The sequence below is a fragment of the Mycoplasma bradburyae genome, from assembly GCF_024338845.1.
GTDB classification, from domain to species: domain Bacteria; phylum Bacillota_I; class Bacilli_A; order Mycoplasmatales; family Mycoplasmoidaceae; genus Mycoplasmoides; species Mycoplasmoides bradburyae.
Map to the genome: position 1 here is coordinate 148,873 of NZ_CP101414.1, position 14,138 is coordinate 163,010.

Annotated in this window: 10 protein-coding genes; 7 read left to right on the forward strand and 3 right to left on the reverse strand. The window is 25.7% G+C overall.

Annotated elements, in window-relative coordinates; genetic code table 4:
- Nucleotides 1-58 precede the first annotated feature (58 nt).
- The 4 genes from rpmE (at nt 59) to NMG68_RS00650 (ending at nt 2,937) form a co-directional block, all read left to right on the forward strand.
- Nucleotides 59-361, forward strand: coding sequence for a 50S ribosomal protein L31 (gene rpmE / locus NMG68_RS00635; protein WP_255034784.1), 303 nt, complete (start codon nt 59-61; stop codon nt 359-361).
- 99 nt (nt 362-460) lie between these two features.
- A complete protein-coding gene (gene prfA, locus NMG68_RS00640; protein ID WP_255034785.1) occupies nt 461-1,543 on the forward strand; it encodes a peptide chain release factor 1 in 1,083 nt (360 codons plus the stop codon).
- Between the two features lie 3 nt (nt 1,544-1,546).
- Nucleotides 1,547-2,401, forward strand: a complete 855-nt coding sequence (locus NMG68_RS00645) for a peptide chain release factor N(5)-glutamine methyltransferase (protein ID WP_255034786.1) — start codon at nt 1,547-1,549, stop codon at nt 2,399-2,401.
- A complete protein-coding gene (locus NMG68_RS00650) occupies nt 2,389-2,937 on the forward strand; it encodes an L-threonylcarbamoyladenylate synthase (protein ID WP_255034787.1) in 549 nt (182 codons plus the stop codon). Before NMG68_RS00645 ends, NMG68_RS00650 begins: the two co-directional genes overlap by 13 nt.
- A gap of 217 nt (nt 2,938-3,154) precedes the next feature.
- On the opposite strand, the gene NMG68_RS00655 is transcribed toward NMG68_RS00650, so the two are convergent.
- Nucleotides 3,155-5,917, reverse strand: a complete 2,763-nt coding sequence (locus tag NMG68_RS00655; protein WP_255034788.1) for a S16 family serine protease — start codon at nt 5,915-5,917, stop codon at nt 3,155-3,157.
- A gap of 770 nt (nt 5,918-6,687) precedes the next feature.
- Here NMG68_RS00655 and NMG68_RS00660 point away from each other — a divergent pair.
- The 3 genes from NMG68_RS00660 to NMG68_RS00670 all read left to right on the forward strand — a co-directional run bounded on the left by NMG68_RS00660 (nt 6,688) and on the right by NMG68_RS00670 (nt 11,844).
- Complete coding sequence (locus NMG68_RS00660; protein ID WP_255034789.1) at nt 6,688-9,867, forward strand: HsdR family type I site-specific deoxyribonuclease; 3,180 nt, start codon at nt 6,688-6,690, stop codon at nt 9,865-9,867.
- Between the two features lie 9 nt (nt 9,868-9,876).
- Nucleotides 9,877-11,517 carry an HsdM family class I SAM-dependent methyltransferase gene (locus NMG68_RS00665; protein WP_255034790.1) on the forward strand — a complete coding sequence of 547 codons (1,641 nt, stop codon included), beginning with the start codon at nt 9,877-9,879 and terminating at the stop codon, nt 11,515-11,517.
- Nucleotides 11,518-11,640: 123 nt separating this feature from the next.
- A complete protein-coding gene (locus tag NMG68_RS00670) occupies nt 11,641-11,844 on the forward strand; it encodes a restriction endonuclease subunit S domain-containing protein (protein ID WP_316242949.1) in 204 nt (67 codons plus the stop codon).
- 141 nt (nt 11,845-11,985) lie between these two features.
- Here NMG68_RS00670 and NMG68_RS00675 read toward each other — a convergent pair whose 3' ends face one another.
- Together NMG68_RS00675 and NMG68_RS00680 are read right to left on the reverse strand one after the other, a co-directional pair.
- Entirely contained in the window at nt 11,986-13,071 is a 1,086-nt protein-coding gene (locus NMG68_RS00675; protein WP_255034791.1) for a restriction endonuclease subunit S, read from the reverse strand.
- Between the two features lie 573 nt (nt 13,072-13,644).
- Nucleotides 13,645-14,049, reverse strand: coding sequence for a hypothetical protein (locus NMG68_RS00680; RefSeq protein ID WP_255034792.1), 405 nt, complete (start codon nt 14,047-14,049; stop codon nt 13,645-13,647).
- Nucleotides 14,050-14,138 lie beyond the last annotated feature (89 nt).

Consider the following 14,138-nt stretch of genomic DNA (forward strand, 5'->3'; position numbering starts at 1 on the left):
AATAAAGAAGCTTTTTATAAAGCTAAGTTAATATTAAGGTCAATAAAAATAATTAATAATGAAAAAAGATATTCATCCAACTTTAAATAAAGTGGCTTTCATATGTTCTTCTTGTAATAATAAGTATGAATTATTATCAGTAATTAAAGCTAAAGAAGTTCCTATGGATGTATGCAGTGGCTGCCACAGCTTCTACATTGGTGAAACTACTCAACAAGCAGTTAAAGGACGTGCTGAAAAATTATCTAGCAAGTTCAGCCAAGGTAAAGCGAACATTAATAAAAAATCTGAAGCTAAAACTAAAGAAAGCAAAGCTTCTAAAAAATCTAACGACAAATCTAAATCTCTTAAAGATTTATAGAACCTTAATAATTTAGACAACAAACAATGCCAAATTTAACAGATTTGGATTGTTTGTTTTTTTATTTATACACGCAGAAAATAAAAAAGAGGTTAGAAAATGGAATACAACAAACAGATGTATGAAACCTTATTATCAATTAGAGCTAACGCTGAAAAATTAAATAAAGAACTAGAAAATTTAACTAATGATTTTAAGCGAATTCATGCGATTAATAAAGAATTAAAACAGAAGAAACAATTGTTAGAAACTTTTGAAATATACGATAAGTTTGTAATAAGTGGTTTAGAAGCTGAAAAGATCATTAATGATAATACAATGAAGGAATTTCATGAATTAGCGATTATTGATTTAGATGATGCTAAAAAAGAAATCCCTGGTTTAGAAGAAAAACTAAAAATTTTATTATTGCCAGCTGACCCTAATGATGATAAAGAAGTTATCGTAGAAATGCGTCCTGCAGCTGGTGGTGATGAATCTTCAATCTTTGTAGGTAATATGTTTGATTTATACAAAGAATATTGTTCTAAACAAAATTGAAAGATTAATGTAATTGAAATGTTACCTACTTCAGTAGGTTATAGCTTTATTTCATTTGAAATTAATGGTGAAGATGTTTATTCAAAGATGAAATTTGAATCAGGTGTTCACCGCGTGCAAAGAGTTCCTGCTACTGAAGCTAAAGGTAGAGTACATACGTCAACGATAACTGTAGCAGTTTTACCTCAACAAGATGATGTTGAAATTGAAATTAACCCATCTGATTTAAGAATTGACACTTATCGCGCTTCAGGTGCCGGTGGTCAACACGTAAACAGAACAGAAAGTGCCGTAAGAATTACGCATATACCAACTGGAATTGTTGCTGCTTGTCAAGAAGGTAAATCACAAATAGCTAACCGTGAAACAGCTATGAAAATGCTTCGTTCTAAATTATGAGAAGCTGCTGAAAAAGAAAAGAACGACGCTTTATCTGAATTAAGAAAGAATCAAGTAGGTTCTGGAGATCGTGCTGAAAAAATTAGAACTTATAACTACCCACAAAACCGTGTAACTGATCATAGAATTAATATGTCTATAAATAGCCTTGATCGATTTATGATGGGCGATATCGATGAAATGATCGATGCTTTACGTTCTAAAGAACAAGAAGAAAAAATGAAATTAATTATGAATGAATAGAATATGACATTCCATGAATTGATTAACTATTTATCTAACCACTATGAAAAATATCAAGAAAACTATTCTTGATTATTTTTTTTACTTATAAAACATCACTCAAAAAAAATAAAAGATAAGACAGATCTAATAACTAACAGAGATCAATTAATAGATTTTGATTTTGATCTTTTTATTAATGATTGTAATAAGGTATATAAAGATAAATATCCAGTAGAATATATAACTCAAGAAATAGAAATTAATGATCTTAATTTGTTTGTTGATGAAAATGTTTTAATTCCTAGACATGACACCAACACAGTGATAAATAATTTTTTAGAAGTCATCAATTCTCGAAATGACATAAAAAATGTATTGGATATTTGTGCAGGTTCTGGATTAATTGCATTAACGATAAAAAATCGAAACGATAAATATGAAGTTTATGGATCAGATATTTCAAAATCAGCGGTAAAAATAGCTAATTTTAATGCTGTAAAAAACTTATTAAACGTGAAATTTTATGTAGCGGATTATCTTGAAATTTTAAATAAATTACCAGAGGAAATAGATGCAATAATTATTAACCCTCCTTACTTAGATGAAGAATTAAAAACTAACTACATAAAAGAAATAAGTTATGAACCTTTTAATGCATTATTTGCTAAAAATAACGGAACATTTTTTTACGAAGAAATATTTAAATATATCACAACCAACAAAAACAATATTAAAGTATTATGTATGGAATTTTCCGAATTAATTTTTGATAAAACATCAGATTTATTAAAAAAATATAATTTATATGAAAAAACTTCTTTTTTCAGGGATGATAACAACAAATTGAGAGGATTTATTATTCAATGAAAGTATTAGAATTTGATAAAGACTTTGACGAAATAGTTCAGAGTATAAATAATAATAAATTGGTAATTCTACCTACTGATACAGTATTTGGTGTTGTTTGTAAATCTAAAGAAAAAATTTACCATTTAAAACAACGTGACCTAAATAAGAAATTAATTTATTTTTGTTCAGATATAGAACAAATAGATATTAAAAACAAAATGTTTGTTGACTTAGCAAAACAATTTTGACCTGGTAAATTAACAATTGTTTTTAATAAAGAAAGTTATCGGATACCAAATTGTTCAAAAATCTTGAAAATTTTAAAAAAGACCGGTAAATTTTACTCATCTAGCGCTAATATTAGTAATTTAAATCCTTATCAAAATTGAGAAGATTATTTAAACGATAAATACTTTAATCAAATTAATGATTTAATTTTGATTAAGGGTAAAACTGAATCAGAACAAGGATCAACTATATATAACTTAGATACAAATGAAATATTACGTAATGGTGAATTAACTCTAGCTTTAAAAGAATTTTTATCTAAATATCAAGATTAATAAATAAGCAAAAATCACTATTACTTTTATAAGATTCACTTAATAATGAACAACTAGGTTTTGTATATAATTCTGCTTACAATTATTATTAAGAAGTTGAATATTTATTAAACCTTAATTTACCTAATTTAATCAAATAGCAATTAAAGTAATAAAAAAACAGCACTTTTGCGCTGTTTTTTTAGTTATTTAAATAATTTAAGTTATTAAATACTAATTATAATGTTTGTTCTAAATTTGATGAACGACTTCTATGTTTACTAGTAGTTTTCTTTTTCTTTGTTTCATTAAATAAATCATTATAAATGTCTAAATAATTATTAACTTTGATAAAGTTAATCGAATTGAAATGTTTATCATCATCAATTAATTCATTTAAATCAGAGCTGTTTTCTTCGGGTATATAAAAAGTATTTATATCAGAATTTACACCACCTAACAGTTTCGCCTTAAGCCCGCCTACTTCTAATACTTTTCCTGTTAATGTTATTTCACCAGTCATTGCTATAGAACTATCAATAGTTTTGTTTTTTAATGCCGATAAAATAGCGGTTGTTATCGCTATACCAGCACTTGGTCCTTCTTTAGGCATTGCTCCATTTGGAATATGAATGTAAATATTTTTCTTCTTAAATATATCGATATCAATACCAAGTTTTTCAGCATGAATTTTTATAAAACTTATAGCAACGTTAACTGATTCAAACATCACATCCTTGACATTACCTGTAATTTGAATGCTTCCATCACCATCCGATAGACCTACTTCAATCGATAAAACTCCTCCTCCATATTTCGAATAATACAATCCATTAACTACTCCAGGATTAGGTTTTCTTTTAATTCTCTTTTTGACGTTATAACGTTCTTTATTAAAAATACGTTTTACAACATCTATATTTACTTTAGATGATTTAATATTCTTATCACAAGCCTTATCTACGATGTAACTACGAATTATTTTATCAATACATCTAGTTAGTTCTCTTACACCAGCTTCTCTAGTGTAATGATTGATGATATACTCTATTGTTTTATCATCAAATGAAATTTCTTTACTATCAAGATCGTACTCTTCAATCTTTTGTTTAATTATATGATTCTTACAAATATAAAATTTTTCTTTTTCAGTATATGGTTCTAAATTGATAACAAGCATTCTATCTCTTAATGGTTCAGGAATATCATTAAAATAATTAGCTGTAGCTATAAACATTACATTAGAAAGATCGTAGTTTGCATCTAAATAATGATCATTAAATGATTTATTAAGCGTTGTATCAAGAACTTCTAACATAACTGCGTTTGGGTCGCCATTAGAGCCACCGCTAGTCATTTTATCAATTTCATCTAATAAAATTACAGGATTAATAACTCCTACATCCTTCATTATTTTAAGGATTCTACCAGGACGTGCGTCATTATAGTTTTTAGATGAACCGCGAATAGTCAATTCATCAGATACACCGCCTAAAGAAAATTTTGCGAATTTTCTGTTAAGTGCTTTGGCTATCGATTTAGCTATTGTAGTTTTACCAACACCTGGAGGTCCTACTAAACAAATGATAGGGTTATTATTTATTTTTGAATTTTGAGCAACGACTAAATATTCAAGAATTTCTTCTTTAATTTTTTCTAACCCATAGTGACTATCGTTTAAATGTTTTTTTACAGTTTTAATATCAATTGTTTCTTCTGTTTTTTGTCATCAAGGCAGATTTATTAATCATTCAACATAAACTTCGTCTTTTTCTTTGTCGGATCATCGTCTACTAATACGATCAATATCATTTAAGATAAGATCTTTAATATTTTCGGGATAAGGGTTGTTTCGAATTAAAGATTTTAATTTTATAGTGTCGTTTTCTCATTTTCTTAAATAAATTGGAAATGGGATTGCATTATTTTCTGAACTTAATTCTTGTTTTTCTTTAATCATATATATTTCCTTTTTTGTTTCAAATTTTTCTGGTTCGATGTTTTTGAACACATCACATTTTGTAACTAATAAATCAATAATTTTTTCTTTTGAATTTTTTTTATATTTTTGTTTTGATAACAAATTATTCAGTTCATTATCATCTTTTACTTTATCGAGAAAAAGAGATTTATATTTCCATTTTTTTCATATGAAAACAAACTGATTAAGTAAGTCGTAATTATTATTTGCGAACAAGACCTTTATTTGATCTTCTTTACTGATCACAAATGAATCTGTAGATAAACAAGATAAAATAAGATCTGAAAATTTTTTGTAAATCATTTTACGCAATCTGTTATTTTTGTGATCACATTTTTTGAAATCTAATATTTCTTTTTTTGAAAATAATTCACAAAAATCAAGATCTTTGGATTCTTCAAATTGTTTTGTTAAAAGTGAATAAACAAATCTAGGTGTATAATCAAATTTAAATTTTTGGCAATCTACAGAAGAATAATCTTTAGATTTGTCGAGTATTTGATTCTTATCTAATAATTTAACTATGTCGATAGCTTCAAGATTTATGGTGTAACTTTCAATATTGTTATCGATAATATTTTCTTTAATATCTTTAACGCTACATAGTGTTCCGACATCATAAATATCATTATTGTTTGCTTGTTCTTTTTGAAAAGAATCATTGCAGTTTTTTGAAGCAAATACTAGCAAGTAAAGATCTTGTTCATGATTTTGTAATTGTGTATCTGTTTGGTCTAAATTGTTTGATGTTTTATTTTCTATTTGTTGGTTGCTAGTGTCTGTGTAATTTGTTTTGTTTAAAGTTGGACTATTGTTAGTAATGTAAGTTTTTGGATCTTTGTTTTCTTGATTTGATATTTTTGTTTTTTGTGTTGTTGTTAGTTTTTTATTTAGTGTTGGAAGTAAATGATTTTTGATCGTTTCAAACGATTTTAAGTCGCGTTTGCTTATTTCGATTTGATAATTATTGTTTGAAAATAAAATGTGTTTATCAAATATTATTAAGGGGTAATTTCTCATAAATTTACCGTTCTTTTACGCTTGAATCATTTAATTGCTATTTATTAATTCAGCTAACAAATTCAATCTATCTGTTAGTTGATTATAGCTATTTTATTCGGATTTTAATAGTGAAAAAGGAGGTGAAAATTTGAAAAATTTTAATTAAAAATATATGCAATATAATATTATTATCTATATATTTTTAAAAAATAACACATTTTTTTCAAAAAAAACAAAAAATTTTTATTTTCGTAGAAATTTTTAATTAAAAGCATCAGTTTTTAGAAATATTTTTGATGCAACCAAAGACAACTTCAAATAGAAAATGAAAGTTTATTCATTGAAACGTTGCTATTATCAAATAATAAATAATTCAATATAGATTGAAATTTCTCTTATAAGATTGAATAAATTCAAAACTAGGTGAGGATCGATTAATAATAAAAATTATTTTAGAAGCCGATAATTGTAAATGTGTATTTGACAAATTGAAAGTTTGCTAAAAATTTTTGTTACCAAAATATCTTGAATTTTGAATAACTAGATATAGTTAAATTTATTAAAATTAGTATGATACTTATTTTTAATTAAAAATAAAAATATAGAAAATTACTAAGGAAAGTAGTGTAAATCCTGTTAAATAAAATTTCAATTTAAACAATCTTATATTTCTGCGTATGATCCTTTTGAATTAAACAAGAATTAATATGAATTTATCTATGAAATTTTTATGTAAGGTAGTTAATAATAATACAAAAAAATCTTAATTAAATATTAGGGAGTAAATGATGACTAATAAGAAAAGTTTATTTAACGAAAAGACTAGAGTGCAATTGCCTGCAATTGTACATTTAACTAGGTTAGGATATCAATATATTGGAAAAATTACCGAAGAAATGAAGGGTGATTTTTATGATCCTGAAACTAATATATTAATAAAGATTTTTAAAGAACAATTTACTAAACTAAATCCAAATCATGTAGATAAATTTGAAGAAATTATAAGAGATATAAAAGTTGATTTAAACAATGATGATTTAGGTAAAAGTTTTTATAAAAAACTTATTTCGGTATCACCTTACAAATTTATAGATTTTGAAAATATAGATAACAACACCTTTCATGTTACAGGGGAATTTTCTTGCAAAAATGGTGATGATGAATTCAGACCAGACATCACACTTTTTATAAATGGATTGCCATTAGTTTTTATAGAAGTTAAACAACCTAATAACAATGGTGGTATGTTAGAAGAAAGTAAGAGGATGGCTAAAAGTAGATTTCCTAATAATAAATTTAGAAGATTCATAAACATAACTCAATTGATGATATTTTCTAACAACATGGAATATGACAAAAAAGGCGGAATTATTCCTATTGAAGGTGTGTTTTATTGTACAGCTTCTAAAAAAGAAGCCTTGTTTAACTGTTTCAGGGAAGAAAATCCTAAAAATGAAGATATAGCTCCTTATATAAAAAACTATCAATACAAAGTTTTAGATAGAGATATAGAAAGAAAAATATTATCAGATTTTAATTGTCAAGTTATACATACAACCCCTGAGTATCAAACTAATATAAATATAAACACACCAACCAATAGAACATTAACTTCTATGTGTTCTAAAGAACGTTTATTATTTATTATTAAGTATGGAATAGCTTATGTAAATGATCAAAAAGAGGTTGATGGAAAAATAAACTTTATTGAGCAAAAACATATAATGCGATATCAACAATTATTTGCTGCGTTATCAATAATTGAGAAACTTAATGAAGGGGTAAGATCAGGCATTATTTGACATACTCAAGGAAGCGGAAAAACAGCTCTTTCTTATTATTTAAATTCAATACTAAAAGATTACTATGCTAAGAAAAATATAGTTGCCAAATTTTATTTCATAGTAGATCGAATAGATTTACTAGAACAAGCGACTCAAGAATTCGAGGCGAGAGGTTGTTATGTGAAAAAGATTAACTCAAAATATGAGTTAATGAAACAATTTAGAAATAACCAATCCCTCGAAGGTAGTTCTGGTCAAAATGAAATAAGTGTAGTAAACATACAAAAATTTGCAGAAGATAAAGATAAAATTGAATTAAATGATTATGGAACTAATCTTCAAAGAATTTTTATAATTGATGAAGCACACAGAGGGTATAATCCTAAAGGTTGTTTCTTAGCAAATCTTTTTAATTCTGATAAAAACTCCATTAAAATTGCTTTAACAGGTACGCCATTACTAGCTGAAGAACGTTCTTCTTGAAAAATATTTGGTAACTACATACATACTTATTATTACGATAAATCGATTCAAGATGGATACACCGTTAAAATAATAAGAGAAGATATAAAAACTTCATATAAGGAAAAACTTAATAAGATATACGATGAATTAAAGTGTATTCTTAAAAATAACAAATTAGGTAAAGATAGCATAGTAGAACATGAGAATTATGTAAAAGAATTAATTAAATACATAATATCTGATCTTAAAGAATTTAGAACTATTAGAAATGACAATACCTTAGGTGGTATGGTTATATGTCGTTCAAGTGAACAAGCTAAAAAATTTGCTAGCTTGTTCAATGAAGTTCAGAATGAAGTTAATAATTCATTATCAAATGAAAAAGATAAAAGCTATTTTAAGATAGGGTTAATTCTTCATGATGTTGATGATAAAGAAGCAAGAAAAAGAATGATACTAGACTATAAGAAAAATATGTCTATTGATATTCTTGTTGTTTTCAATATGTTATTAACAGGGTTTGATGCTCCTAGATTAAAACGGTTATATTTTGGTCGAAAGTTACAAGATCATAATTTATTGCAAGCTATAACTAGAGTAAATAGACCATATAAAAATAATAGATATGGATATTTAATTGACTTTGCTGATATTAAAAAGAATTTTAACCAAACAAATGAGGCATATCTTAAAGAGTTAAACCGATTTAATGTTGGTAATCAAATAGGTATAGATGCCAATAACACCTTATCTAATATAATAGAAGATCCTGAAGTTCTGATTGAAAACTTAAAAGAAGCTAAGCAAGCGTTATTTGAATTTACAATTGACAATCTTGAAGTTTTTAACAAAGAAATTTCCGAAATAAAAGATAAGAAAAATCTCTTAAGACTTAAATACGCTCTAGAATCTGCTAAGGATTCATTTAATATAATTACAACATTTGGTGATGATGAATTAAAAAATCGTATTCAAAATTTACAAATTGATAAGTTGCCTCAAATGCTCTCTGTCACTCAAAAACGCATTAATATAATTAATCAAAAAGACATGATTTTATCAGATGATTATAATCAACAAACTATTAATGCTGCTATGGCAGAAATAGATTTTAGTTTTGAAAAGATTGGTGAGGAAGAATTATCTTTAATTTCTGGTGATAATGAATTAAAAACTAAATGAGAAGAAATGATTAAAAAGTTTGGTGAGTATATCGATCCAGAAGATCCTGAATACTTAAAATTAAAAAATATGTTTTTTCAAAAAATGAAGGATGATGGTTTTGCTATTAGTTCTTTTGATGAATTCAATGATAAAAAAGAATTTATAGATGAAATAATAAATTCTCTTAAGGAACTTAAACGAAAAGATGATGTTCTATTAAAGAAATATAATGGCGATGAAAAATATATGAGAATTCATAAGAGAATAAAAGAAGAAAATATTAATAAAGAAAAGGAAAAATCTAATCCAATTATTTCTAATCAAGATGAGGAAATTGTAAATACATTAAACGTAATAAAAACAAATGTAGATAATAAAGTTTATGATAGATACGATATTCTAAAAAAAGAAGCTTACTTTAAACAAGAAATTAAGAAAAATATTACAATTGCGCTTAAAGAATTAAATGTAAGAAATGAAAGAAAAGACAGAGACTTTATACTATCTATAATTAAGGAAGAATATTTATCACAGTATAATAATATGTTTAATTAGGAAAATATTATGAACGAGAATATTAGACAAAAAACAATAAATTTAATTGATGAATTAAAAAGCACTTGTCAAACATATGGACTTGGAAATGACGGTAATGAATACAAAATTATTACCCAAGTTTTCTTGTACAAGTTTTTAAATGACAAATTCAGTTCTGAAATCAAGAAAATTAGAAATGATTTTAAGGAATTAGAAAAATGAGAAGATTCATACGCTAAATTAAGTGAAGACGAAGTCTTGGATATATTTGACGAATTATCTCCTGACATTCCAAGATTAAGACCTGAACATTTAATTACCTTTTTATGGAACAATCAAACAAAAGGAAATTTTGCCAATCTTTTTGATGAAACAATGATTAAGATTGCAAATGAAAATATCGATATTTTCTCAACGGAAACTACAGAAAAAACAAGAATACCTATATTTGAAAAATTGACTGTTTATGTAACTGATGAAGCTAAAAGAGATTCTTTTGCAAGAGCACTAGTAGATAAATTAGTTAACTTTTCATTTGAAGAAACATTCCAAGAACATTACGATTTTTTTGCAACAATATTCGAATATTTACTTAAAGATTACAACACTGCAGGTGGTGGTAAATATGCTGAATATTACACTCCTCATGGAATTGCTACGATAATGGCTAAATTATTAGTAGATGATAATGAAGATTTACGTAATATTGAAATCTATGACCCTAGTTCAGGTACAGGTACATTATTAATGGCGCTAAGTCATAGAATAGGTCAAGACAAATGTACTATCTTTGCTCAAGATATATCACAAAGAAGTAATAAGATGCTTAAACTAAACTTAATTTTAAATGGTTTAGTTTCTTCTCTTGAACATGCAATACAAGGTGATACTTTAACAAGTCCTTATCATAAAAGTGATAATAACCAGTCGTTAAGACAATTTGATTATGTAGTATCAAACCCTCCATTTAAAATGGATTTCTCTGATACTAGAGATAAAATTGCTAATATGCAAGAAAGATTCTGAGCTGGTGTTCCTAAACTTCCTACTAAAAAGAAGGGAAGCATGGCTATATACACTTTATTCATACAGCATGTTATCAATTCGATAAAAGACAATGGTAAAGGAGCAATTGTTGTTCCAACAGGATTTATTACTTCTAAATCAGGTATCGAAGGTAATGTATTACGTTATATAGTTGATAACAAATATGTATCTGGTGTTATTAGTATGCCTTCAAACGTTTTTGCTAACACAGGTACTAATGTTTCTGTAATCTTTTTTGATAAATCAAAAAAACACAATGATGTTATTTTAATCGATGCATCTAAGCTTGGTGAAGATTATAAAGAAGATAATAATCAAAAAAAACGATTAAGACCTGATGAAATTGAGAAAATTATTACAACATTCAGAGAAAGAAAAACGGTTGAAGATTTTTCTGTTTTAGTTTCTTATGATGAAATTAAAGAAAAGAATTATTCATTATCAGCAGGTCATTATTTTGACATCAAGATTGAATACGTAGAAATTTCTCAAGAAGAATTTGATGAAAAGATGTCAGAATACAAAAAAGAATTAGAGAAATTGTTTAAAGAAAGTGATAACTTGCAAAAAGAAATAATAACCCAATTATCTAAGGTTAAGTTTAATGATGAAGAAGAATAAATATTCAAAGATTTCTGATTTTGCGAGTATTAAGAATGGAAAAATTACGTTTGTAATAGCGTAATCGATGACGAATATCCTTTTTTTGATAAATCAAAAAATATTAAATATAGCAATAAATATTTGTTAGATGAAGAGATTATTATAATTCCGAGTGATGGTAGAGAATTTATTCCAAAATACTATAAAGAGGAATTCGATTTACATCAAAAATGTCATGAATTATACAAATTTAGGAATATTGATCCTAAATACCTTTATTACTACATTTTAGCTAACAATTCTGCGTTAAATAAAAAGCTAGCGGTTCAACAGTTGCATCGTTAAGAAAGGGTGATATAGCAAACTTTTCTTTGTTATTACCTAACTTAAAAAAATAAAATTTAATTTCAAATATTATATTTAAGATTGATTGAAAAAATAGATATCAATAATAAGATGAACGATAATAATTTATTTATTAATTTCTTAATCAATCGTTGCTTGACCGCTCATTAATAGCGGTAATAGCAAATCACGAAGTTTGATTAATTTTTCGTTTTCATTATCATTTCGTGTTATCAGCTTTCTATTTTTTGTAGCAAATTCTTCGAAAATATTTAATTTTTTTAAATCTGGAACATAAACATTATAAGCATTTAAGTTTCTTCGAACAAGTTGTTTTTGAATTGTCCCTGTTTGTAAGTATGAAGCATTAATTTTTTTCAAATGCTGAAATAAATATTCTTTATATTGAAAATTTGGTTTCAATTTTATAACCATTAGAGTACCATTTATTCATGAAAAAGCATCTGTAATTTTCGGGATTCCGCAAGTTCCTACGCTTGATAAAACTAATTCTTGATCCTTGTGATTGTAATCATTATAATAACCTAATACGCTGTTAGTACCATAAACTTTATATTTTCCGTTTTTTATTATTTGTTTTAATCTTATAGTTTTTGGTTGATACATAATAGCAATTTCATTTAATTTGATTTTCTTAAGTTGATTTGAACTAATTATATATTCGAACATTTCCGTCATTTGCTGTTTTAAGTTATCGTTTATCTTATTATTCAAAAGAATCTTAGAAGTTATTTTATCTAGTAAATTACCTATTTTAACCTGTTCATAATAATCAATATTTGGTATAGACATTTCTAGTAATGCGTTCGCATGAAGACCTTTTTTAATACTACCAGTACTTTGATCTAACATTCACCTTTTACATTCATCTAATAAACAATAATACTTCATAAATAATGGGTATATTTTAGATTCATCCAAATTGAATCTAGTTAAAGTTCCAGCAAAAACTAATTTACCGTCATCAGGGTTATATAAATAACTTTTTCCTATAGTACCAATGATAGAGAAAACAATATCATTATTTTTTAGTATGTATTTTTCGAAATTTTTTTCTTTAATACCTTTCTTTTTATGTTGCAAAATTTCACCATCATTACCTAAATCTGAAATTTTTATATATCTATATCCATCAACCATTTCATCTGATGGGATTGCTTGTATTCCGTCTTGGCCATTATTGGTAACTACATCTTTTAATTTCATAAGTTTCTTAAATCCGTAATTTTATGAATTAATTTTTCATTTGTTAATTTTACAATAGTCTATTGTAAAATGCGATCGTTCTGTGTGTCAGTAATTTTTAATCATTTATCAACACGATCATGTACTGATCTTCAAAAAAGTTTTATGTTTTGGAGTCAGCACAAAAATATAAATATCTTTTCTTATTAAATTTACTAATAAAGCGATTATTTTCGAGTTTTATTAAACCTTAAATATTATTTAAAAAAAACATATTCAAAAACATACTTAAATCTATCTTTTATAAAAGATATGTAAATAATTAAAAAAAAGAAGAATATCATTGATATTTTTTAAACATTAAGTTATGTAAAACAGGTTTGAAATCACGAACATGAATAATAAGAATAATTCATTAATTAAAATTGATGATGATTTAAGTGAAGCAGATGCAAAGCAGTTATAAATAACTCCTGCTATCAAAAAAAGAGATGAAAAAATGTATGAGATGGAGTATCATTTCACTCTTGGTAAAATCAATTATCATGATACGGGTAAAAGAAGTATAAGGTAATTATCGTTTATAACAAATTACTATTCTTCAAACTCAAGACCCCTTAAATATTCAGGTCAATTTTTAATATAAGGAATATTATATTTTTCACAATATTTTTTATTTATGGAATCTCATTGTTGAAGCGATATCTGAAGCAACATTCCATAATTAGGTATAGTAGTCTGACTCATAACAATTAAATAATGTAAGAATGCATGTTCTTCAATATTTACTATTAAACACAAACCATTATCATATAAATTTTGATCTTCCTTTAATATTGCTCCAGAACAATATATTTCATCGACATGATGTCGTTGATAAAATCAACTATTTTTATATTTCTTAGGTTTAAAGTTTTTTAATGATTTTAATATTGGTTTTAAATCTTTATAAGGCTTAAAATCTTCTTGATTATGTTTCTTTAAAAATACCTCTAACATCCTAAAGTAACACTCAATAAAAAACTTGTTTATTTCGTTGAAATTATAAGTCATATGTCGTTATTATATTATTAAATTGTTACGCATTA